This window comes from Sodalis sp. dw_96 (genome assembly GCF_018449575.1).
Classification (GTDB): Bacteria; Pseudomonadota; Gammaproteobacteria; order Enterobacterales; family Enterobacteriaceae; genus Acerihabitans.
In genome coordinates this window covers 138,328-161,446 of the sequence record NZ_JAAVUT010000007.1, presented here as the reverse complement: position 1 = coordinate 161,446, position 23,119 = coordinate 138,328, and the positions used below count along the sequence as shown (strand labels likewise).

The 23,119-nt window shown below is 58.2% G+C and carries 21 protein-coding genes; 8 read left to right on the top strand and 13 right to left on the bottom strand.

Annotated features, from left to right (window positions below):
* Window positions 1-18: 18 nt before the first annotated feature.
* Together HB631_RS13035 and HB631_RS13030 are read left to right on the top strand one after the other, a co-directional pair.
* On the top strand, window positions 19-954 hold the full coding sequence (locus HB631_RS13035) for an ABC transporter ATP-binding protein (protein WP_213991587.1): 936 nt from the start codon (window positions 19-21) through the stop codon (window positions 952-954).
* Window positions 954-1,721 (top strand): ABC transporter permease, encoded by a 768-nt coding sequence (locus HB631_RS13030; protein ID WP_213991668.1) that lies wholly within the window; start codon window positions 954-956, stop codon window positions 1,719-1,721. The genes HB631_RS13035 and HB631_RS13030 overlap by 1 nt, the downstream gene beginning before the upstream one ends.
* 70 nt (window positions 1,722-1,791) lie before the next feature.
* Here the strand turns inward: HB631_RS13030 and panD are convergent, their stop codons facing one another.
* The 9 genes from panD to thpR form a co-directional block, all read right to left on the bottom strand.
* Window positions 1,792-2,172, bottom strand: a complete 381-nt coding sequence (gene panD, locus HB631_RS13025) for an aspartate 1-decarboxylase (RefSeq protein ID WP_213991586.1) — start codon at window positions 2,170-2,172, stop codon at window positions 1,792-1,794.
* Window positions 2,173-2,379: 207 nt separating this feature from the next.
* A complete protein-coding gene (gene panC, locus HB631_RS13020) occupies window positions 2,380-3,234 on the bottom strand; it encodes a pantoate--beta-alanine ligase (RefSeq protein WP_213991585.1) in 855 nt (284 codons plus the stop codon).
* Between the two features lie 17 nt (window positions 3,235-3,251).
* Window positions 3,252-4,046: a 3-methyl-2-oxobutanoate hydroxymethyltransferase gene (gene panB / locus HB631_RS13015; RefSeq protein ID WP_213991667.1), complete on the bottom strand. Its 795-nt coding sequence runs from the start codon at window positions 4,044-4,046 to the stop codon at window positions 3,252-3,254.
* A 243-nt stretch (window positions 4,047-4,289) separates the two neighbouring features.
* Window positions 4,290-4,796: a 2-amino-4-hydroxy-6-hydroxymethyldihydropteridine diphosphokinase gene (gene folK, locus HB631_RS13010; RefSeq protein WP_213991584.1), complete on the bottom strand. Its 507-nt coding sequence runs from the start codon at window positions 4,794-4,796 to the stop codon at window positions 4,290-4,292.
* The gene (pcnB, locus tag HB631_RS13005) at window positions 4,796-6,211 is read right to left on the bottom strand and encodes a polynucleotide adenylyltransferase PcnB (RefSeq protein WP_213991666.1); all 1,416 of its coding nucleotides are present in this window, start codon (window positions 6,209-6,211) and stop codon (window positions 4,796-4,798) included. Before pcnB ends, folK begins: the two co-directional genes overlap by 1 nt.
* A gap of 59 nt (window positions 6,212-6,270) precedes the next feature.
* A complete protein-coding gene (gene gluQRS, locus HB631_RS13000) occupies window positions 6,271-7,188 on the bottom strand; it encodes a tRNA glutamyl-Q(34) synthetase GluQRS (RefSeq protein WP_213991583.1) in 918 nt (305 codons plus the stop codon).
* Window positions 7,189-7,270: 82 nt separating this feature from the next.
* The gene (dksA, locus tag HB631_RS12995) at window positions 7,271-7,726 is read right to left on the bottom strand and encodes an RNA polymerase-binding protein DksA (RefSeq protein ID WP_132926073.1); all 456 of its coding nucleotides are present in this window, start codon (window positions 7,724-7,726) and stop codon (window positions 7,271-7,273) included.
* 145 nt (window positions 7,727-7,871) lie between these two features.
* Entirely contained in the window at window positions 7,872-8,630 is a 759-nt protein-coding gene (gene sfsA / locus HB631_RS12990; protein WP_213991582.1) for a DNA/RNA nuclease SfsA, read from the bottom strand.
* 33 nt (window positions 8,631-8,663) lie between these two features.
* Entirely contained in the window at window positions 8,664-9,203 is a 540-nt protein-coding gene (thpR, locus tag HB631_RS12985; RefSeq protein WP_213991581.1) for an RNA 2',3'-cyclic phosphodiesterase, read from the bottom strand.
* 128 nt (window positions 9,204-9,331) lie between these two features.
* On the opposite strand from thpR, the gene hrpB reads away from it, so the two are divergent.
* The 3 genes from hrpB to fhuC all read left to right on the top strand — a co-directional run bounded on the left by hrpB (window position 9,332) and on the right by fhuC (window position 15,602).
* The gene (hrpB, locus tag HB631_RS12980) at window positions 9,332-11,791 is read left to right on the top strand and encodes an ATP-dependent helicase HrpB (protein WP_213991580.1); all 2,460 of its coding nucleotides are present in this window, start codon (window positions 9,332-9,334) and stop codon (window positions 11,789-11,791) included.
* Between the two features lie 95 nt (window positions 11,792-11,886).
* Window positions 11,887-14,430, top strand: a complete 2,544-nt coding sequence (gene mrcB / locus HB631_RS12975) for a bifunctional glycosyl transferase/transpeptidase (RefSeq protein ID WP_213991579.1) — start codon at window positions 11,887-11,889, stop codon at window positions 14,428-14,430.
* A 374-nt stretch (window positions 14,431-14,804) separates the two neighbouring features.
* Complete coding sequence (gene fhuC / locus HB631_RS12970) at window positions 14,805-15,602, top strand: Fe3+-hydroxamate ABC transporter ATP-binding protein FhuC (protein ID WP_213991578.1); 798 nt, start codon at window positions 14,805-14,807, stop codon at window positions 15,600-15,602.
* Window positions 15,603-15,679: 77 nt separating this feature from the next.
* Here fhuC and hemL read toward each other — a convergent pair whose 3' ends face one another.
* Complete coding sequence (gene hemL / locus HB631_RS12965; RefSeq protein ID WP_213991577.1) at window positions 15,680-16,960, bottom strand: glutamate-1-semialdehyde 2,1-aminomutase; 1,281 nt, start codon at window positions 16,958-16,960, stop codon at window positions 15,680-15,682.
* Between the two features lie 214 nt (window positions 16,961-17,174).
* Here hemL and clcA point away from each other — a divergent pair, with 214 nt between their 5' ends.
* Together clcA and erpA are read left to right on the top strand one after the other, a co-directional pair.
* The gene (gene clcA, locus HB631_RS12960) at window positions 17,175-18,614 is read left to right on the top strand and encodes a H(+)/Cl(-) exchange transporter ClcA (protein WP_213991576.1); all 1,440 of its coding nucleotides are present in this window, start codon (window positions 17,175-17,177) and stop codon (window positions 18,612-18,614) included.
* Between the two features lie 84 nt (window positions 18,615-18,698).
* Window positions 18,699-19,043 (top strand): iron-sulfur cluster insertion protein ErpA, encoded by a 345-nt coding sequence (gene erpA / locus HB631_RS12955; RefSeq protein WP_213991575.1) that lies wholly within the window; start codon window positions 18,699-18,701, stop codon window positions 19,041-19,043.
* Between the two features lie 187 nt (window positions 19,044-19,230).
* Here the strand turns inward: erpA and HB631_RS12950 are convergent, their stop codons facing one another.
* The 3 genes from HB631_RS12950 to mtnN are packed head-to-tail and all read right to left on the bottom strand — an operon-like array spanning window position 19,231 to window position 21,400.
* A complete protein-coding gene (locus HB631_RS12950) occupies window positions 19,231-19,845 on the bottom strand; it encodes a TRIC cation channel family protein (RefSeq protein ID WP_213991574.1) in 615 nt (204 codons plus the stop codon).
* The gene (btuF, locus tag HB631_RS12945; protein WP_213991665.1) at window positions 19,842-20,690 is read right to left on the bottom strand and encodes a vitamin B12 ABC transporter substrate-binding protein BtuF; all 849 of its coding nucleotides are present in this window, start codon (window positions 20,688-20,690) and stop codon (window positions 19,842-19,844) included. The genes HB631_RS12950 and btuF overlap by 4 nt, the downstream gene beginning before the upstream one ends.
* Before the next feature lie 8 nt (window positions 20,691-20,698).
* The gene (mtnN, locus tag HB631_RS12940) at window positions 20,699-21,400 is read right to left on the bottom strand and encodes a 5'-methylthioadenosine/S-adenosylhomocysteine nucleosidase (protein ID WP_213991573.1); all 702 of its coding nucleotides are present in this window, start codon (window positions 21,398-21,400) and stop codon (window positions 20,699-20,701) included.
* Between the two features lie 174 nt (window positions 21,401-21,574).
* Here mtnN and dgt point away from each other — a divergent pair, with 174 nt between their 5' ends.
* Entirely contained in the window at window positions 21,575-23,089 is a 1,515-nt protein-coding gene (gene dgt / locus HB631_RS12935; RefSeq protein ID WP_213991664.1) for a dGTPase, read from the top strand.
* Window positions 23,090-23,119 lie beyond the last annotated feature (30 nt).

Here is a 23,119-nt window from a genome sequence, read left to right as displayed (position 1 = left end):
TAAGGTAATTCGCTACATATGACATATGCACTGGAATTGGAAAAGTTAACCAAGACCTACGCGGGAGGCGTACAGGCGCTAAAAGGGATAGATTTGAACGTGGAAGCCGGGGATTTTTATGCGCTGCTTGGCCCGAACGGGGCCGGAAAATCCACCACCATCGGCATTATCAGCGCATTGGTGAATAAGTCGTCCGGCAAGGTCAGGGTGTTCGGCTACGATATCGATAAAGACATCGTTAACGCCAAACGCCAACTGGGATTGGTTCCGCAGGAATTCAATTTCAACCCCTTTGAAACCGTTTCGCAGATCGTGGTGCATCAGGCCGGCTATTACGGCGTCGAGCACAAAGTGGCGGAACAACGCGCCGAAAAATACCTCAAACAATTAGATTTATGGGGTAAACGCGAGGAACGCGCGCGCATGCTGTCCGGCGGGATGAAACGTCGCCTGATGATCGCCCGCGCCCTGATGCATGAGCCTAAGCTATTGATTCTCGACGAACCCACCGCCGGCGTGGATATCGAGCTGCGCCGCTCGATGTGGGGCTTCCTGCGTGACCTGAACAGCAGCGGCACCACCATTATCTTAACCACCCACTATCTGGAAGAAGCAGAAATGCTCTGCCGCAATATCGGTATAATTCAAAACGGCGAACTGGTGGAAAACACCTCCATGCGCCAGCTGCTTTCCAAATTGAAATCCGAGACGTTTATCCTCGATTTGGCGGCAAAAAGCGCCTTGCCCAAGTTACAGGGTTATCGCAACCAGCTGTTGGACACCGGCACCCTGGAGGTGGAGGTGATGCGCGAGCAGGGATTGAACAGTCTGTTTAGCCAATTGAGCGCCCAGGGCGTGCAGGTACTGAGTATGCGCAACAAGGCCAATCGGCTGGAAGAGCTGTTTGTAACGCTGGTGACGGATGATAGGGACAGCAGGAGAGCTAAAGCATGATGCGGCTGTATTGGATAGCGTTACAGAGTATCTGGCGTAAAGAAATTAACCGTTTCGGCCGTATCTGGATTCAAACCCTGGTGCCGCCGGTGATTACCATGACGCTCTATTTTATCATTTTCGGTAATCTTATCGGTTCGCGCATCGGGGATATGCATGGTTTCTCCTACATGCAATTTATCGTGCCGGGCCTGATTATGATGGCGGTGATCACCAACGCCTACACCAATGTGGCCTCGTCATTTTTCAGCGCCAAATTTCAGCGCAACATTGAAGAGTTATTGGTCGCACCGGTGCCCACCCATGTGATTATCGCCGGATACGTGGGGGGTGGGGTAGCGCGCGGGATTTTAGTCGGTATCCTGGTGACCGCGGTGTCGCTGTTTTTTGTGCCTTTCCATGTTCACTCATGGTGGGTGGTGACCATTACCCTGGTGCTTACCGCGGTGCTGTTCTCCCTGGCCGGCCTGTTAAATGCGGTCTTCGCCAAAAGCTTTGACGATATCAGCCTGATTCCCACCTTCATCCTGACGCCGCTAACTTATCTGGGCGGGGTGTTTTATTCCTTGACCCTGTTGCCGCCTATCTGGCAGGCGGTGTCAAAATTAAATCCTATCGTGTATATGATAAGCGGCTTCCGGTTCGGCTTTCTCGGTATCAGCGATGTCCCGCTGGCGCTGACCCTGTCGGTACTGATTATTTTTATTCTGGGGTTTTATTGGTTATGCTGGTACCTGATTCAACGCGGAAGCGGATTGCGTACCTGACGGGGGAGGGTTTTACCGGCGCCCCTTATCCCGGGAGGGAGGGGACGCCGCGGCGGCATTAAGGGAAAAATCAGGCCACCTGAACCGGCACCGCTTTGGCGGTCCGTTTCAATTGATTTTCGTCGTCGAAATAGGCGACTTTCGGTTGATGACGCCGGGCTTCTTCATCGGGTAATTGCACGTAGGCGCAGATAATCAGCAGATCGCCGACACAGGCGCACCGTGCTGCCGCACCGTTAACGGAAATAATGCGCGACCCGCGTTCGGCGGCGATGGCGTAGGTGGAAAAACGCTGGCCGTTATCGACGTTGTAAATATCGATAGCCTCGTACTCCAGAATACCCGCTGCCTCAAGAAAATCCTGATCGATGGCGCAAGAACCTTCATAGTGTAAATCCGCCTGGGTAACATGGACCCGGTGCAGCTTACCTCGTAGCATGGTGCGTAGCATAACGTTAAGCCTTTGTACTTTCCCGCGGGGGGAGTTCAAAAATGGATTTCGGTCGGTGCAATCAATATATACCTTAAATAATTCGAGTTGCAGGAAGGCGGCAACGCAGCGAAGCCCCAGGAGCTTACTCAGGTAAGTGACTGGGGTGAGCGAGGAAAGCCAACGCACCTGCAACTTGAAGTATGACAGGTATAGAGTCAAACACCTTTAAAGAGTCAGGTCAACTTGTGCATTGTCGATTAAACGCGCCTTACCCAACCAGGCGGCCATCAGAATCACCGCCCTGGTACTTTCGGCCGTCAGGGGCCGCAACGTGAGGGCATCGCGGATATCCAGGGCGTCAGGGGATAATCCCGCCAGCTTCAGCTGGTTTGCCGCTTCTTCCAGCAGATCGCCGGTGTGACGTTCGCCATTTTTCAGCTTGGTCACCAACGACTCCAATACCTTGTGCAACTGCGGCGCCAGAAGGCGCTCCTCGGCGCTGAGATAGCCGTTGCGTGAACTTAATGCCAGGCCGTCGGCGTCCCGTACCGTGGGAACGCCGACGATGTCGATATCGTAGCCCATATCCGCCACCATCTGGCGAATCAATGCCAACTGCTGGTAATCCTTCTGACCGAAACAGGCCACGTCCGGTTGAACCAGATTAAACAGCTTGCTGACAATGGTGGCCACGCCGCGGAAATGACCCGGACGTAGAGCGCCTTCCAAGATGCCGGAAAACCGCGGAACATCCACAAATGTCTGAGCTTCCAATCCTTGCGGGTAAATGACTTCCGCCGCCGGGGCGAAAACCATGTCCACCCCCCGGCGGGTCAGTTTTTCGCAGTCTTCCTGCAAGCTGTGGGGATAGGCCGCCAGGTCTTCGGCGCGATCAAACTGCATCGGGTTCACAAATATACTGACCACAACGATATCGGCCCGGGCACGGCTTTCGTCCACCAGAGTCATATGACCGTCGTGCAGATTACCCATGGTGGGCACCAGCGCAATACGTTTACCTTCCTGCCGCCACTGTTTGACGGTTTGACGCAATAGCGGCGGGGTCTCGATAATTAGCACGCCATCTCTCCTGTCAATTAGAAAAAACTATGCTCCGGGGCGGGGTAAATGCCTTGTTCCACTTCTTCGGCAAACAAGCGAACGGCTGAGCGGATATCTCCCCCCTGAGCGAGAAAATCCTTCGCGAATTTGGGCGTACCCTGCCCGGTAATACCCAGTGCGTCCTGCATGACCAGAATCTGTCCGTCGGTGACATTCCCTGCCCCGATACCGATAACCGGTATGGACAGCGCCTCGGTGACTCGCTGCGCCAGGGAGACCGGCACGCATTCCAGCACCAGTAATTGCGCACCGGCCTGCTCAAGGGCCTGGGCGTCTTTGTATAACTGCTCGGCGCTGTCGGCGTCGCGGCCCTGTATTTTATAGCCGCCGAAGATATTCACCGACTGAGGGGTCAAGCCAAGGTGGCCGCACACCGGCACCGCCCGTTCGGTCAAACCGCGCACGGTGTCCCCCAGCCAGGACCCGCCTTCCAGCTTGACCATATTGGCGCCGGCGCGCATCAGTTCAGCGGCGCTTTCATAGGTTTGCGCCGGCGTGGCGTAACTCATGAACGGCAAATCCGCCAGCAACAGGCAGGCCGTCGCTCCGCGCCGTACGCAGCGGGTATGGTAAACAATGTCTTCCACCCGGACCGGCAGGGTTGAGTCGTGTCCCTGCATGGTCATGCCGAGGGAATCCCCCACCAGCATAACCTGGATGCCCGCCTCCTCGAATAGTCGGGCAAAGCTGGCGTCGTAGGCGGTAATGGAGGCGAATTTGCGCTTTTGCTGTTTCCATGCGCGCAGATGGGAAACGGTGGTCATTTTCATCATAACCTCAGTCTGGCCGGAGTAGGCTAAACATTACAGAATGGCGGATTATTCTAAAGGAACCGGCTAAAGGGTGATAGCGATCTCTGCATAAAAACCGCGGAAAATTATCCGATCTGGTCGGCGCAACAGAGTCATGGTAATTGCAAGTATCTGGATGATAACCGACCGGCGTGGGCGGGCGGAGTGAGTCATCGGGGTGATGCGGGCTTGATGGTGAAGGATGACGGCGACCACCGTCGGTTAGAAGCGCTGTCCGCGGTGCAGGTCGTCCCAGAAGTCCAGGCCGTTGAGCGGCACTCGGGACAGCAGGGCGTCAAGCCGCTCGCCATCGGGAAAAACCATTTTGGGGGCGAGTTCCGCCAGCGGATAAAGCATAAATTCGCGGTTTTTCATATCGTAGTGCGGGATGGTCAGCCGATCGGTATGTATTTGCCGGTCGCCAAACAGCAGGATATCAAGATCGAGAGTGCGGGGTCCCCAGCGGTTGGCTTTGCGTACGCGCCCCTGTTGCCGTTCAATGGCCTGGGTGTGTTGCAATAGCGTCTCGGGGGAAAGCGCGGTATCAAACCCCACCACCGCATTGAGATAATCAGGCTGATCCCGCGGTCCCAGCGGCCGGCTGCGATAATAAGAGGAGCAGGCCGTTAATTGCGTATCGGGCAACATGGACAAGGCGATTAACGCGGCATCAACCTGGCGCAGGGGTTCCGCCAGGTTACTGCCGATGGCCAGCCAGACCGGCGTCATTACGCCGGGTCGCGATAGGGGGTACGACGACGGGGACGGCGCGGGCGCGGGTGGCCCGCACTATCTTCACCCAGGGTACCGAGCAGGGATTTCTGGCTTGGCGGCGCGGCAACCTGGAATTCTCCCCACCACTGCGTCAGGCGTTGCAGTTCGGCGCTGTTTTCCACTCCGGCGCGCAGCGCCAGCAGATCGTAGGCGGCGCGGAATTTCGGATGCTCCATCAGCTTGAAGGCCCGTTTACCCTGGCGGCGGGAAAGGCGCAGCTGCAATTGCCAGATATCGCGCATCAGCGTCGTCAGGCGTTTGGGAATGGCCAGGGAGCGACACTGTTCGTCGAGGATATCGTTCAGCGCCAGTGAAAAAGCGTCGAAGTAGACCAGTCCGCCTTCCTGCGCCAGCTTTTGCGCCTGTTCCAGCAGCGGGTACCACAGCATGGCGGAAAACAGGAACGCCGGGTTTACCCGCATGTTGTTTTGAATACGCTGATCGGTGTTTTTCAGCACCTGCGTCACCATGCGTTCCATATGACTGTCGCCAAGCTCGGTGAAGTTGCGGCTGATCAGGGGGAACATCGGCTGGAATAACTGGTATTCGCACAACAGACGGTAAGTGGGCTCGCCATAACCGGCTTGCAAGAGTTTCAGCGATTCCTCAAACAGCCGCGCCGCGGGGATATCCCGAAGCAGGGAGGCCAGGCGCGGAATCGGCTCGGCGGTGGCCGCATCCACGGTCATGTTCAGCTTGGCGGCAAAACGCACCGCCCGCAGCATGCGTACCGGATCTTCCCGGTAGCGTGTTTCCGGGGAGCCAATCAGGCGAATGATGCCCGCCTGCAAATCGCGCATCCCGCCGGTATAATCGCGCACGGTGAAATCGGCCACGCTGTAATACAGGCTGTTGACGGTAAAGTCGCGGCGCTGGGCGTCTTCTTCAATGGAACCGAAGATATTATCCCGCAGCAGCATGCCGTTATGAGCTTGCAGCGCGGCTACCGGCGCCTGTGAGGCTACGGCGTCATCCTCCGGCTCATGGGTCGAATGATGGCCGCGGAAGGTGGCGACTTCGATGATTTCCGGCCCGAACATGACGTGGGCCAAACGAAAACGGCGGCCCACCAGGCGGCAATTGCGAAACAGCTTGCGCATCTGTTCAGGAGTGGCATTGGTGGTAATGTCGAAATCCTTCGGCTTTCTACCCAGCAGCAGGTCGCGTACGCCGCCCCCGACCAGATAGGCCTCATACCCGGCTTTATTTAAGCGGTAAAGCACCTTCAATGCGTTTTCACTGATCTCCTTACGGGAGATAGAGTGTTGATCGCGCGGGATAATCGTCAAAGGGCGTCTATCCTCTGGTGCCGTCTCCGCGCTTTCACGGTTTAACACCTTACGGCAGAAGTTGGCTACACGGGTAAAAATAGTACACCTCAATAGTAACAAATAAACAGTAGCAGCAAATAACAGCGGCTAATAATAGCTCACCCCGCGTTCTTTGAGAACGGGGCAGGGCTTATAACCGGCTCGATGGCGCAAGACGATAGCGGTACGGCCGACAGCGACCAGTGCTCTATCGCCAAGTCTAACATACTCCCCAGCGTCAAATCCCGCCACCCTTGCACTACCGGTTGATTTAAAAAACGTAACGCCGCCAGTAGCGTCGGGCGGGGATCGCCGCCGGGCAACTCCGGCGCATGATTTTGTTTTGACAGCTTGGTCCCGGCCGGGGTCAGTACCAACGGTAAATGAATATACGCCGGTTCTTTATAACCCAATTGCCGGTAGAGTGCCAATTGACGTACGGTGGGTTCGATTAAGTCCGCCCCCCGCACCACTTCGGTAATCCCCTGCGCCGCGTCATCCACGACCACCGCCAGGTTATAGGCAAACAGCCCGTCGCGGCGGCGGATGATAAAATCCTCCCGCGCCAAGGCCGGGTCGGCCAGGATCTCGCCGCGCAGGCGATCGTGAAAAGACATGACCGGTCCGCACTGGCGCAAACGAATGGCGGCATGCTCCGGCGGCAATGCGAGCCGGCTGCACTGACCGTCATAGCGGCCGCCGAGAGCCTGGATACGGGCGCGGCTGCAATGGCAATAATAGCTGAGTCCGCGCCGTTTCAAATCCGCCAGCACGTCGAGATAGGCTTCATGGCGTCGTGACTGGTACCACACCGGGCCGTCCCAATGCAGGCCGTAATCAGCCAACTGGCGTAAGATGGTGTCGGCGGCGCCGGGGATTTCGCGGGGAGGATCGATGTCTTCGATACGGACCCGCCACAGCCCGCGTGACGCTCGGGCCTGAAGATAGCTGCCCAGGGCGGCCACAAGGGATCCGAAATGGAGGGCGCCTGAAGGCGAAGGGGCGAAACGCCCCGTATATTGGCTATGTGCAGACATTTATGAGGAAAGGCGAACCGGTAGCGTTATCCCGATGCCCGAACTCTGTTCCCTGAGAGGCATCGGTAAACGTGATTGATTCTTAGCCTGCCATCTGCTTTTCGCGGATTTCAGCAAGCGTCTTGCAATCAATACATAAATCGGCGGTCGGCCGCGCTTCCAGGCGACGAATACCAATTTCCACTCCACAGGATTCGCAGTAGCCGAAATCACTGTCTTCCACCTTTTTCAGGGTCTTTTCGATCTTCTTGATTAACTTTCGTTCCCGATCGCGGTTGCGCAGTTCGAGGCTGAATTCTTCTTCCTGCGCCGCCCGGTCGACCGGGTCGGGGAAGTTGGCCGCCTCGTCCTGCATATGTGAAACGGTGCGCCCCACCTCATCTCTGAGCTGGTTGCGCCACGCATCGAGAATACGCCTGAAATGCAGTAGCTGGGCGGGGTTCATATACTCTTCACCCGGCTTCTGCTGGTATGGTTCCACCCCGGCGATGGCGAGAATGCTCAAGGAGGATGTCTTACGGTCTTGCCCTTCTTGCATGTTGCTTCTCCTTCATAACACGCACTATCGATCCCCAACGTGGGGAAAAAACAGGCCGCTATAAATAACAGATGACGCTATGGTTGGCAATTATTCCTGACGTCCACTTGACAAGAGTGCCAAGAAAGGCGTATTCGACGACCCCTTAAGCCAAGGAAATACGGGACCTTTTGTTGTTTTCACGGCTTAAATCATCATCAAAATTAAAAAACGGTATCGGTGTGTGCAACCTTATACCGTCAGGAGATAACTGCGCACCATAGCAAAGTACTTCTACTCCTCTGCGCTGCGCCTGCAATAACATTTCTGCATATAGCGGATCGATATGCCGCGCGGGCGCCACCCGGGTAATGCCGGAGTGCAGCACCGCGAAAAACAGGACGGCTCGCTGCCCCGATTCCACCATAGCTTGTAATTCTCGTAAGTGTTTTTGTCCACGTATTGTTACGGCATCGGGAAAGTATCCCCATTGTTGCTGCAACAATGTTACCGATTTCACCTCAATATAGCAGTTAGGGCGATTTTCTGCTGATAATAACCAGTCAACACGGCTATTTTCTGCACCATAGCCCACTTCGGCCCTGAAGCTCTGATAACCGGACAACTCCGGAACGGCATTGGAACATAACGCCTCTCCCAACAGGTGATTGGCCCGAAGCGTGTTCACTCCTATCCATTGACCACAAGCGGTTTGGGTTAGTTCCCAACTGTGCGGATATCTGCGCTTGCGATTATCCGACGTTGAGTACCACACCTGGTCGCCGGGCACCGCACAACCGGTCATGGCACCGGTATTGGCGCAATGAATCGTTAATTCCTCGCCGTCGGCTGTGACCACATCCGCCAGAAACCGTTTGTAACGTTGTATCAAACGGGCGGGCTTTAACACCGGTGTAAATTGCATAGGGTTTCCGTTAGGGGATGTTCCGTTGGAGGATCATGGGAGCCGCGCCGTGAGCGGCCAGCTTTCCAGCAGCATATATCGGGTACGGCCGTTTTCAAACGCCGAATGATACAGATTGAAGGCGGTAACCTCCGTTCGCCAGCCCGGCGTGCCGTCAGGCAGGGAGACGCCGGTAAATGCCTGGAGCAATAGTGAGATATGCGGGTGATAAGGCATAGGGCTTTGGTAGCAGCCATTGCGGGCGGCCTGCGCCCGCAGCCACTGCGCCAACTGCAGCAAACCCCGCGCCGGGCTGCGCAGACCGAGCCAAACCACGCCGGGGCGCGGCCAATGACCGCAATCGTCGAGGGTCAGTTGGAAGGCCGCTTGTTGCAATCGGCCGGCCGCCGCGCGTAAAGCCTGCTCTTTAACGGCGCTGACCTCCCCAAGGAACGCCAGGGTAAGGTGCAGATTGTCCGCGGCAACCGGTCGCCCGGTCTCGGCCGGAAACTGCGCGGCACGCCATTGGATCACCTCTTGCCGGAGTTTTTCCGGTAACGGCAGGGCAAAAAACAGACGCCGGGTGTCGGTCATAGGGCGTGTACCTCCACGGAATCCTGGAAAAATAGTGTAATCCCCGCGGTAAATCCGGTGGAAAATGTTTACGGGGATGCCGATTGTTCTGTTCTTTAATCAAGCGATGCTACAATGCCCGACTTTAAATGTTAACCCTTAACGGAGACAACGTGACGTCATTACCGGTCAGCGCCGTGGTGGATGAACTGCTGGCGGCGCTGCGAGACGCCGGACAGGTGCTGTTGCACGCCCCCACCGGCGCCGGCAAATCCACCTGGCTGCCGCTGGAAATACTGCGCCGCGCCGAACTGCCGGGGCGCATATTGATGCTGGAGCCGCGGCGGCTGGCGACCAAAAATATCGCCCTGCGGCTGGCTTCGCAACTGGGGGAGAATGTCGGGGCGACCGTGGGCTACCGCATGCGCGCCGAGAGCCGCATCGGCGGCGGGACCCGGCTGGAGGTGGTGACCGAGGGCATACTGACCCGTATGTTGCAACAGGATCCCGAGCTGCCCGGCGTGTCGCTGGTGATCCTGGATGAGTTTCATGAACGCAGCCTGCAGGCGGATTTGGCGCTGGCCCTGCTGCTTGATGTACAGCAGGGGTTGCGCGAGGATCTGCGTTTGCTGATCATGTCCGCCACCCTTGACGATGAGCGGCTGTTGACGCTGTTGCCCGGCGCGCCGGTCATCCGTTCCGTCGGCCGCAGTTTCCCGGTGGAACGGTCGTATCATCCGCTGCCGTCCCAAGGGTGGCCTGAACCGGCCATCGCCGCCGATGTGAGCCGCATGCTGCGGCTCCATCCCGGGTCATTGCTGCTGTTTTTGCCCGGCGTCGCCGAGATCCGCCGCGTACGGGATTTGCTGGCGGCGCTGGTGGCGTCGGACGTGGACTTATGCCCGCTGTACGGCGCGCTGTCCCTGGACGAGCAGCAGCGGGCCATCCGGCCGGCGGACGCAGGACGCCGTAAGGTGGTGCTGGCCACCAATATCGCCGAGACCAGCCTGACCATCGAAGGGATCCGGCTGGTGGTGGACAGCGGCCTGGAACGGGTTACCGACTTCGATGCCCGCAGCGGCCTTAGCCGGCTGCAGACCCAACGCATCAGCCAGGCTTCCATGGCGCAGCGCGCCGGCCGTGCCGGCCGGCTGACGCCGGGCATCTGCTGGCATCTGTTCAGTCAGCCGCAGGCCGAGCGGGCGCCGGAATACGGCCAGCCGGAAATTCTGCACAGCGACCTGTGCGGCCTGTATCTGGAGCTGCTGCTGTGGGGCTGCCGTGACGCTTCGGAACTCCGCTGGCTGGACAGTCCGCCGGAGCCGATATTGGCCGCGGCCCGCGGCGCCTTGCTGCAATTGGGCGCCACCGACGATGTCGGACGGCTTACCGCCGTCGGGCGCGCCATGGCGCAACTGGGCTGCGATCCCCGCCTGGCGGCAATGCTGTGCCACGGCGAAGGCCATGACGACAGTCTGGCCACCGCCGCGCTGCTGGCGGCGATTATTGAAGAACCGCCCCGCAGCGGCTCGCCCGATCTGCGCGATTATTTGGCCCGACCGCAATCCCACTGGCTGCGGCGCGCCAAACAGCTGGCCGGGCGGTTGTCGCCGCGCTGGGGCAAGCCGGATAGCGGGCGGGCGGAAGAATTGTTGGCCTGGGGTTTCCGGGATCGCATTGCCCGTCGCCGGGATGCCTCGGGGCGTTACCTGCTTTCCAACGGTCTCGGAGCCGCGCTGGCTCCCGACGAAGCCCTGTCCGCCGCCGAATGGCTGATTGCGCCGGGTCTGCTGCAATTGAGCCATAACCCCGATGCGGCCATTCGGTTGGCAATGCCGCTGGATATCGCCATACTCACCGAGAAATTCCCTCAGTGGGTCACCGTGGAAACCGCCATGCAGTGGGACCGGGAGAAAGGCAGTTTGCGGGTGGTGCGACGGGAGCGGCTCGGCAGCCTGGTATTGCTTGAGCAACCGCAGGCCAGACCGTCCGCCGAATTGATGCAGCGAGCGCTGCTGACCTGGGTTGGGGAGCAGGGCCTGTCGGTGCTCAATTGGGATGAACCGGCGCAGCAGCTTCGCCAACGCCTGCTGTGCGCCCGCGAGTGGCTGCCGGAAACAGACTGGCCGGCGGTGGACGATGCCGCGCTTCTGGCGAATCTGCCGTTATGGCTGCAGCCTTCGTTGGCCGGCGTGCACGATGTGCGCGCGCTTAGACAGGTGAATGTCAGCGAAGCGCTGATGCGGCTGTTGGACTGGCAATTGCGTCAACGGCTGGAGAGTGCGCTGCCCAGCCACTACACTGTGCCCACCGGCAGTCGGCTGCCGGTGCGTTACCGCCACGACGAGCCGCCGGTATTGGCGGTGCGGATGCAGGAAATATTCGGCGAACAGCGTACCCCGATGCTGGCGGACGGCCGCGTCGGGCTGGTACTGGAACTTTTGTCGCCGGCGCGGCATCCGTTGCAAATCACCGGCGATCTGGCGGCATTCTGGCAGGGTGCTTACCGCGAAGTGCAAAAAGAGATGAAAGGGCGCTATCCCAAACATGTGTGGCCGGATGATCCCGGGCGGGCTTCACCGACCCGGCGTACCAAGAAATATCAGTAATATCGAGTTTAATTTCAGAGGTTTCCCCTATCGCAGATGCCGGCAGGGGAACAGAGTAGGCGGGGATTCCGTCGGTAGTATGGAGAGTAACAACGATGTCTGGGGATGACCGCGAACCAATCGGACGTCATGGACGGCCGTCCGATCGCAAAGTGCCACGTAAGCAGCCGGCGCGCAGCCGCCGTGATGACGACTATGAAGACGATCAGGATGATTATGACGACGAAGAGGAAAATGTGATGCCGCCGCATAAAGGGAAAGGGAAGTCGCGTCCGCCGCGTAAAAGAAGGCGTCTGCTGGGCTGGATGATAAAACTTTTTATCCTGCTGATGATTGTGCTGGTTTGCTATGGTTTTTATCTCGACGCCCAGGTGCGCAGCCGAATCGACGGCAAAGTCTGGCAATTGCCGGCGGCGGTCTACGGCCGCATGGTCAACCTCGAGCCGGGCATGCCCTATAACAAGAACGAGATGGTCAACCTGCTGGAAGGCATGCAATATCGCCAGGTAAGCCGTATCACCCGACCGGGGGAATTTACCGTGCGGGCCAATAGCATCGACATGTTGCGTCGTCCGTTCGATTTTCCCGACGGCAAAGAGGGACAAATCCACGCCCTTCTGACGTTTGATCGCGACAAGCTGCTGGAAATCCAAAATCAGGATACCCAGCGCAATTTCGGTTTTTTCCGGCTCGATCCCAAACTTATCACCATGCTGCAATCCCCCAACGGCGAGCAGCGGCTGTTTGTGCCCCGCGCCGGTTTCCCCGATTTGCTGGTGGATACCCTGATTGCCACCGAAGATCGCCATTTTTATCAGCATGACGGTATCAGCATCTCCTCCATCGGTCGCGCGTTTCTGGCGAATATCACCGCCGGCCGTGCGGTACAGGGCGGCAGCACGCTTACCCAGCAACTGGTGAAAAACCTCTTTTTGACCAATGAGCGATCTCTGTGGCGTAAAGCCAATGAAGCCTATATGGCCCTGATCCTCGACTACCGTTACAGCAAGGATCGCATCCTCGAACTCTATTTGAACGAAGTGTATCTCGGTCAGAGCGGCAGCGAGCAAATCCGCGGGTTTCCCCTGGCCAGCCTCTATTATTTCGGCCGGCCGGTGGACGAACTCAGCCTCGATCAGCAGGCGCTGCTGGTGGGCATGGTCAAAGGCGCCTCTTTGTATAATCCCTGGCGTAATCCGCAGCTGGCGCTGGAGCGCCGCAACCTGGTATTGAGATTGTTGCAGGAACAGCAGGTGATTGACGGCGATTTGTATAACATGCTGAGCGCACGTCCGCTGGGCGTGCAGCCGCGCGGCGGGGTGATTACGCCGCAGCCGGCGTTTATGCAGATGGTGCGCCAGGAGCTGCAGCAGAAGCTGGGTGATAAATTCAACGATCTGTCCGGTGTGAAGATCTTTACCACCCTGGATCCGATTTCCCAGGATGCGGCGGAAAAGGCGGTGGAAGACGGCGTTCCGGCGCTGCGTGCCGCCAGGGGGGTCAACGACCTGGAGAGCGCGATGGTGGTGGTGGACCGCTTTAGCGGCGAAGTCCGCGCCATGGTGGGCGGATCGCAACCACAGTTCGCCGGTTTCAACCGCGCCATGGACGCCCGCCGTCCGGTGGGGTCGCTGGCAAAACCCGCCACCTACCTTACCGCCCTGAGCCAGCCTGATAAATATCGCCTCAATACCTGGCTGGCGGATGAGCCGATTTCCCTCAGGCAGCCCAACGGTACCCTGTGGGCGCCTAAAAATTACGATCGTGAATTCCGCGGCAAGGTGATGCTGGTGGATGCCCTGGCCAACTCGCTGAATGTGCCGACGGTGAATCTGGGGCTGTCGGTGGGGTTGCCGGAGATCAGCGGCACTCTGCAAAAACTGGGTATTCCGAAAGAGGTTATCGACCCGGTGCCGTCGATGCTGCTGGGGGCTATCAGCCTGACGCCGATGGAAGTGGCGCAGGAGTACCAGGCCATTGCCAGCGGCGGCAACAAAGCGCCGCTGTCGGCGGTGCGTTCCGTTATCAGCGAGGACGGGAGGGTGTTGTACCAGAGCTTCCCGCAGGCGGAACGCGTGGTGCCGGCCCAGGCGGCTTACCTGACCTTGTACGGTATGCAGCAGGTGGTGGCGCGCGGGACTTCCCGCTCGCTGTCGGTAAAATTCCCCAACTTCCATCTGGCGGGTAAAACCGGCACCACCAATGATTTACGGGATAGCTGGTTTGCCGGGGTGGACGGCAAGGAAGTGACCGTCACCTGGGTCGGCCGCGACAACAACGGCCCGGCCAAGATAACCGGCGCCAACGGCGCGCTGACCCTCTATCGTCGTTACCTGGAAAACCAGCCGCCGCTGACGTTAAATTTAATTCCGCCGGAGGGGATCAACTCGATCTCCATCGATTATGCCGGTAACTTTATTTGCGGCGGCGACAGCAATATGCGGGTAATCCCGGTTTGGACCGATAGTCCGCAGTCGTTGTGCCAGGCCAGCCAGCCCATAGTGCAGCAGCCGGGCGTGCCGACACAGCCGGGCGACGGACAACCGGCGCAACAGCCGGCCCAGCAGCAGCAACCGGCTCAGGATTCGGAAAAGAGCGATGGGGTCGCCGGCTGGATCAAGGATATGTTTGGGAAATAAACGCCGGCGAACGCCAAATGTTAAATTGAGCGCGTGTTAAAGGGGGAGTGCCTCATGGCACGCTAGGCCCGCCAACACCGAGCGTGACTACGAGCCTGTTAAAGGGAAACCATGCTGATGGGGTCGAATCGGGCATGGTTTTTCCGCCCGACCGAGCGGCCCACAGTATGGTAAACCCGCTATCACCGTGGCCTGAACCGAGGGCGTAAAAGAGCGCGCGCCAACGCTATCATGCAGTGGTGGACGGTATTCAGCGGGCGGACCATGTGAACCGGCGCGAGATTCCCCTTGCAGACCCCAATCCGTTACGCCTATGATTGCGTCTTTGAATAATTCTCATTAACTTTATCAGCCGCGCAAACAAGATTGGGGTTATGCAAGATTCTCTCGTATCACAGCACGCCGATTTCGTCTTAGACCAGGTGAGTTTTTCGGTTCCCGGCCGGGTACTGCTTCAGCCGCTCTCATTTTCATTTCCCCGGGGCAAGGTTTGCGGCCTTATCGGCCACAATGGCTCGGGAAAATCCACCCTGCTGAAAATCCTCGGCCGGCATCAGGACGCCACCGGCGGCGAAGCCCGGCTTAATGGCAAACCGCTATCGGCCTGGGAAAGTAAAGCCTTTGCCCGCCAGGTGGCGTATTTGCCTCAGCAGCTGCCGCCGGCGGAAGGTCTGACGGTGCGCGAATTGGTGGCGTTGGGCCGTTATCCCTGGCACGGCGCGCTGGGCCGGTTCGGCGCGGCCGACCGGGAGCATGTGGAAGACGCCATCCAACTGGTGGGATTGCAATCCTTCGCCCAGCGGTTGGTGGACAGCCTGTCCGGCGGCGAACGTCAGCGCGCCTGGATGGCCATGACCGTGGCGCAGGATAGTCGGTGCCTGTTACTGGATGAACCCACCTCAGCGCTGGATATTGCCCATCAGGTGGATGTTCTGGCGCTGATTAAGCGCATGAGCCATGAACGGGGCCTGACGGTTATCGTCGTACTGCACGATATCAATATGGCGGCCCGCTATTGCGACTATCTGGCGGCGTTGCGCAGCGGCGAAATCATCGCCCAGGGCTCGCCGGAGGCGTTGATGCGGGGTGACGTGCTGGAGCAAATCTACGGCATTCCCATGGGTATTTTGCCTCATCCCGGCGGCGGCGCGCCGGTGAGTTTTGTCTATTGATTAGCGGGCTGGCAGCTTGCGCTGACCCGCCTTATTGTCCCAGTGTGTTTCCCCGCCCTGTGACGCTTATGCCGGCGTTATAACCTGGCAAAACTGCGGCGGGCGGCATCCACGGTGCGGTCGATATCCTCGTGGCTGTGCGCCAGCGACATAAAGCCGGATTCATAGGCCGAGGGCGCCAGGTAGACGCCTTCTTCCAGCATCATATGGAAAAAGCGCTTAAAGCGTTCTATATCACAGGCCATGACATCCCGGTAACAGGTCACCGCGGGCGCATCGGTAAAAAACAGTCCGAACATGCCGCCGACGTGATTGACCACCAGGGGAACGCCTTCGGCCCGCGCCGCGTTAAGCAACCCTTGCGCCAATCGTTCAGTGAGCCCGGTCAGGGTCTGGTAGATACCCGGCTTGGCGATTTCATTCAGACAGGCGTATCCCGCGGCCATGGCGATGGGATTGCCCGACAGGGTACCGGCCTGATAAACAGGCCCGGTGGGCGCCAGCACCTGCATGACTTCACGCCGGCCGCCAAAGGCCCCCACCGGCATACCGCCGCCGATAATCTTGCCCAGGCAGGTCAGGTCCGGCACCACGCCGTAATAATCCTGCGCCCCCGCCAGCGCCACTCTGAAACCTGTCATGACCTCGTCGATAATCAACAGCGCGCCGAATTCATCGCACAGCGCCCGCAGCCCCGGCAGGAAATCCGGCAGCGGCGGCACGCAGTTCATATTACCGGCCACCGGCTCGACGATGATGCAGGCGATTTCACGCGGATACAGCTCGAACACCTGGCGCACCGATTCGACATCGTTAAAGGTGCAGGTCAGGGTGTGCTTGGCAAAATCCGCCGGCACGCCCGGAGAACTGGGCTGGCCCAGGGTCAGCGCGCCGGAACCGGCTTTCACCAGCAGGCCGTCGGCATGGCCGTGATAGCAGCCCTCGAATTTGATGATCTTATCTCGGCCGGTATAACCCCTGGCCAGGCGAATGGCGCTCATGGTGGCCTCGGTGCCGGAGTTCACCATGCGGACCATATCCATTGACGGCATGAGTTCGGTCACCAGGGCGGCCATTTTCACTTCGATTTCGGTGGGGGCGCCAAAGCTCAGGCCCCGGCCTACCGCGTCGATGACCGCATCACGTACCGCCTGATGATTATGGCCGAGCACCATCGGTCCCCAGGATCCGACATAGTCGATATAGGCCTTACCATCTACATCGTACAGCCAGGCGCCGTCCGCCCGCTCAATAAACAGCGGCGTTCCGCCGACGCCATTAAAGGCGCGCACCGGAGAATTCACCCCGCCGGGGATCAGTTGTTGTGCCTGTGCGTACAGCGTTTCGGAATGGCTCATTAATCGGTTCCTCGTTGGAAAAAACATTCACCGGGTAAGTGTAATAAACTGGTTCCTAATAAGACATCTTTGTCAGTAATTGATGCCGAAACTTTTCGCCGGCGCGGTCGACATAGCTCGGTGGCAACGGCGGGATTTTCCCGGACATCGTTTTGGCAACAAGGTAGAATAGACCGCTGGACGGATTGTATGACAATTAGCGGGTATTGCCTTTATGACTGATTTATCACCTTCTTCGACGTCGGTACCGACGGAACCGCTGGCGCGCGAGCGTATGTTCCGGCGGTTATTGTCCCGGGATAAAACGCCGTTAATCATTCTGCTGATGGCGGCGCTGGTTGGCGTAATCGTTGGTGTGGTAGGTGTAGTGTTTGAAAAGGCGGTGGATTGGGTGATTGCCGGCCGTGTCGCCGCCCTGGCGGTTTTGCCTCGCCATTGGCTGGTGCTTGGGCCTGCGTCCTTTGTCGCCTCCGCGCTGCTGGCGGTCATCGGTTATTATCTGGTGCGGCGGTTCGCGCCGGAAGCCGGGGGATCGGGTATTCCGGAAATCGAGGGCGCACTGGAAGAGCTGCGTCCGGTACGCTGGTGGCGGGTTATCCCGGTAAAATTCCTGGGGGGCATGGGTACCTTGGGCGCAGGCATGGTATTGGGCCGGGAAGGCCCCACCGTACAGTTGGGCGGTAATATCGGCCGCATGGTATTGGATATTTTTCGCCTGCGCGGCGCCGAAGCCCGTCACTCCTTATTGGCCACCGGCGCGGCGGCGGGACTGACGGCGGCCTTCAACGCCCCCCTGGCAGGCATCCTTTTTATTCTGGAAGAGATGCGGCCGCAGTTTCGCTACAACCTGATTTCCGTTAAAGCGGTGTTTATCGGGGTGATCATGTCGAGCATCGTTTTCCGGCTGTTTAACGGCGAGCGCTCGGTTATCGACGTAGGCAAGCTGGCCTATGCACCGGTGAATACGCTCTGGCTGTATCTGCTGCTGGGGTTATTGTTCGGTATGGTGGGTGTCGTATTCAATCAACTGATTTTTCGCACCCAGGATCTTTTTTTACGGCTGCATAACGGCCGGTATTATAAAATCCTGCTCGTTGGCGGCGTGCTGGGAGGGATGTGCGGTGTCCTGGGATTGATCAGGCCCGAAGCGGCAGGAGGTGGTTTCGGGCTGATCCCCATTGCGGCGGCGGGCCATTACAGCGCCGGCGTCTTGCTGTTCCTTTTTATCGCCCGCATGGCGACGACCTTGCTGTGTTTCGGCTCCGGCGCGCCCGGTGGTATTTTTGCGCCGATGCTGGCCCTGGGCACTCTGCTGGGCACGGCGTTCGGCATGGTGGGCGGCGCGATATTCCCGCACTATGACCTGCAACCCGGTACTTTCGCCATTGCCGGTATGGGGGCGCTATTTGCCGCCTCGGTGCGCGCGCCTCTCACCGGTATTGTTCTGGTGCTGGAAATGACCGATAATTACCAGCTGATTCTGCCCATGATCATTACCTGTCTCGGGGCGACGCTGGTGGCGCAGTTTCTGGGCGGGAAACCGCTCTATTCGTCGATTCTCGCCCGTACGCTTGAACGCCAGGAGGTTGTCGCAGCGTCGGAAAAGGGATCGCACGCAGCGGCAAACAAAATATCCGGAATGGACAATACTTGAACGTTCAAGACAGGTAGGGGATAATCATATTACTAATCAGGTTGTTTTGCCTTCAGCCTGACGGCCATGTTTGGGAGTGAGTTAATGAGTGAAACCGCGGTATTGCCATTACAATTTACCGATGCAGCAGCGCGCAAAGTCAAGAACCTGATCGCGGATGAAGAGAACCCGAACCTGAAACTGCGAGTCTACATTACCGGCGGCGGTTGCAGCGGCTTCCAGTATGGGTTCACCTTTGACGATAAGATTAACGAAGACGACATGACCATTGAAAAACAGGGCGTGGCGCTGGTGGTCGATCCGATGAGCCTGCAATACCTGGTGGGCGGTTCGGTGGATTATACCGAAGGGTTGGAAGGGTCGCGCTTTGTGGTTAATAACCCGAACGCCAAGACTACCTGCGGCTGCGGTTCGTCCTTTAGCATTTAAATCCAGGGGCGATAACGGTTACCCATCCCGATTCTTATCCTGAGGGCTGGCGCATTTCCGCGCATCGGCTCACGCATGGATGCGTCGACTTTTAAGGATAGCGACCGCTGTTCCAGTCGAATCCTCCTTCGAACATACGATCCTTGCCCCGGACGCGTCATCATTCAAACGCATTGACCTCCCGAAGTCATTTATCCAGTTCAAAGGTCGGCAGCTTTAAATGCCAGCGGATCGCCGCCAGCCTGATTATCAGGGTAACGGCCATGCCCAGGACCGACGCGTGCTGCGCATCCATCTGAAAAGTATGAAAAGCGGTAGCGTGGACAATGCCGCCGGCGATACAGGCGGTGGCGTAAATTTCGGTACGCAGGATCATCGGGATTTCCCGCGCCAGCACGTCGCGCAGTATGCCGCCGCCGACCCCGGTGATAACTCCCATGCACACCGCCACCAGCGGGCCGGTGCCGCCGGCAAAGGCTTTATTCACGCCGATGCCGACAAAGACCGCCAGCCCGATGGCATCCAGCACCGGCAGGATCCAGGCCGGTAGATGACGGGGTTGCCTTACCACCATGATGGTGACAAAACAGGTCACCATCGCCACCACCAGATCGGTGGGATCCTTCACCCAGAATACCGGGCCGTTGTTCAGGGCCATATCCCGGATGGTGCCGCCGCCGATGGCCGTTACCACCCCCAGCACCAGTACGCCGAAGGGATCCATACGCAGCTTTCCCGCCAGCAGGACGCCAGAAATGGCAAAAACCGCCGTGCCCAGAATATCCAAAATACCCAACATCAATGTACACCTGAAACTTTCGCGGCCAGGGTAGTCTCCTGACCCTGGGGATCGCGTGCCGCCAATGTCCGGCAAAGCTGCTCCGCCGCCAGCATGATGCGCGGCCCGCTGCGATTGAACCAATCCTCGTTGAGGGCGATAACCGGCACCTTCAATTGCGGTTGCCAAAAGGCCTTAACCAGGGGAATGCGCCCATCGTCGCCGGTGGTCACGATGGCCTGCGGTTTACGGATAAGCACCTGTTCGCGGCTGACCTGCGGCCAGGGCACCGGGCTGTCGTCGAAAATATTACGTGCGTTGCATAAACCGAGGATCTGGTTCTGCAATGTCTGCTTGCCGGCGGTAAACAAAGGCTGATTGCCGAACTGCATAAACACCCGGATCGTCCTGTTGGCGGCATAGCGTTTTTTCAAATCCGCCGCCTGTTGGCGGAGGGTCCGCGCCGCCCGATGGGCCTGTTCCGGGTGGGGGCTATAGCCGGCCAGTTGGTCCAGGGATTTGGCGATGTCCTCCACTGTGAGCGGATCGATATAAATGATCGGGATTCCGAATGCGGCGAGCTGATCCAACTGCCGCTGCGGATTTCCCCCGCGCCAGGCCAGGATCAGATCCGGTTTCAACGCAAGAATCCGCTCAAGATTGATGCCTTGCCAGGAGGCGACCTGCTCGAGCTTTTTGGCCTCCGGCGGGTAGTCCGACCAGGCGCTGGCCGCCACCAGCACGCTGCCCATCCCGGCCGCATAGGCCAATTCGGTGGTATGAGGGGCCAGGCTTATCACCCGGTGCGCCGCCCAAACCGAGGGCGCGAGGAGTAACAGCAGCAGCAGGTATCCGGCGTGCCGGGGCATCAATAACATTACCCTCGCCCGGCCAGGGCGCCTACCATAGTGTCGACCAGACGGCTGGACTGTTTTGCCGCCACCGCCAAAAACTCGTCGAAGCTGAGATGGGAAGCCCGGTCCGCCACATCGGAAATGGCCCGCACCACAACAAAGGGCACCACGAACTGATGGCAGACATGGGCAATGGCCGTGGCTTCCATTTCCACCGCGATAGCCTGAGGGAAGAGGGTGCGGATGCGGCTAAGGGGCTGCGCGCCGTTGATAAACGCATCGCCGCTCACCACCAGGCCGCGTACCGCCCGCAGGTCCAGCCGGGTGATGCACTTTTCCGCCAGGGCCACCAGCGAGGCATCGGCGGGAAATGCCGCAGGGGATTGGGCCATTTGTCCCGGCTCGTAGCCGAAGGCGGTGACGTCCACGTCATGATAACGAACCTCTGTGGACACCACGATGTCCCCTACCTGCAGGGAGCTGGCCAAACCGCCGGCGGAGCCGGTGTTGATGACGAAGTCGGGCTGGTAATGATCCAACAGCAGAGTGGTGCCCAGGGCGGCGGAGACTTTGCCGATACCGGATTTCAACAGCACCACTTCGACGCCATGCAGCCGGCCGCTGTAGATTTCACATCCCGCTTTTTGCCAGGTGGTCCGATCCTCAATCAGGTCACGCAGCAAGGCGACTTCCTGTTCCATCGCGCCGATAATGCCAACTCTCATTTCATTGCCCTTACTGTTAAAAAATTTCTGATATCCAACATGGATGATAATTTACCCCAGGGGTAAGTTCCGGCATTCTATCATGTCCGGGGGCGGGAAATAATTGCCGCCGTGGTTGCATTTAACCTCTGCTATGGGTATCACGGTAGCTCAGGAACAGAATCGGGGAACATGATGTCCGCAATCGACTTTCGCAAGAAACTGAGTTTTCAGCGCCCTTCCGGTCAACCCATCGTCGCCGAGGACGAATATGCCGTCATCCGCCAGTTTGAAAGCGATCGCGGACGCATCATCAATTCCGCCGCCATTCGCCGCCTGCAGCAGAAAACCCAGGTCTTTCCCCTTGAACGCAATGCGGCGGTAAGGTCGCGGCTGACCCATTCCCTGGAAGTTCAGCAGGTGGGTCGGCATATCGTCAAAGAGATTTTCCATCAGCTCAAGAGCGAACGGCGCATTGAGGAACTGGGGCTGTCGCAGCTCGAAGCCCCTTGTGAAAGCATCGTTGAGATGGCTTGCCTGATGCACGACATCGGTAACCCGCCGTTCGGCCATTTTGGCGAGGCGGCGATTAACGACTGGTTCGGCCGTCGTCTGGATATCGCCGGTTTGGGCAACGAAGTTCAGGGCAACGATCGCTGCCAGGTGGAGATTCTGCGCCTGCGTGCCGGCGAAACCGACGACAACGCTTTGCGAGCGCGAATCCGCCTCGATCTGTGCCATTTTGAAGGCAATGCCCAGGCTATCCGCATGGTGCACAGCCTGCTTAAACTCAACCTGACCTATGCCCAGGTGGGCTGCGTCCTGAAATATACCCGCCCGGCCTACTGGCAGGGGCCGGTACCGGCCGAATTCAGCTATCTGATGAAAAAACCGGGCTATTATCTGGCGGAAGAAGCCTATATCAACACATTGCGCGATCAATTGGCGTTAGGTGAGCACCATCGGTTTCCGCTAACCTATATTATGGAAGCCGCCGACGATATTTCCTATTGCATTGCCGATTTGGAAGATGCGGTGGAAAAAAAGATATTTACCGTAGAGCAATTATATAACCATCTCTTACAGGAATGGGGCGAGGTAAAAAAAGGCGATCTATTCCAGCAGGTGATTGGGCAGGCTTTCGAAAAGATAATGCGTAATCAAGGGTTACGCAGCGGCGATCAGTTTTTTATGTATTTACGGGTAAATACCGTTGCCAGTCTGGTGCCCCATGCGGCACAGCGTTTTCTTGACAATCTGGCGACAATATTTGACGGATCCTTTAATCAGGGATTATTGGAGGACTCAAGCCCGGCCTATCGGCTGCTTAAAATATTCAAAGGGGTGGCGTTTAAACATGTCTTTAACCATCCGGAGGTTGAGCAGCTTGAACTGCAAGGGTATCGGGTTATCAGCGGTTTGCTGGAAATCTACAACCCCCTGCTTGAGATGCCGCGCCAGGCTTTCACCGACCTCGCGGCCATGGATTACCATCGTGATTATATGATTCCCACCCGGCTGTTCCACAAATTATCCACTAAACATCGCCTGGCATATGGTGAGGCGGTTGCTCAATTAAACCAGTATCCGCAACGGCAGCAATCGATGATGGAATTTTATTATCGGGCGCGGCTAATCCAGGACTATATTAGTGGTATGACTGACCTTTATGCGTGGGATGAATATCGTCGATTAATGGCGGCGGAGTGAGCCGGCCAGCAGTGCCGAGTTTTGTAAAGC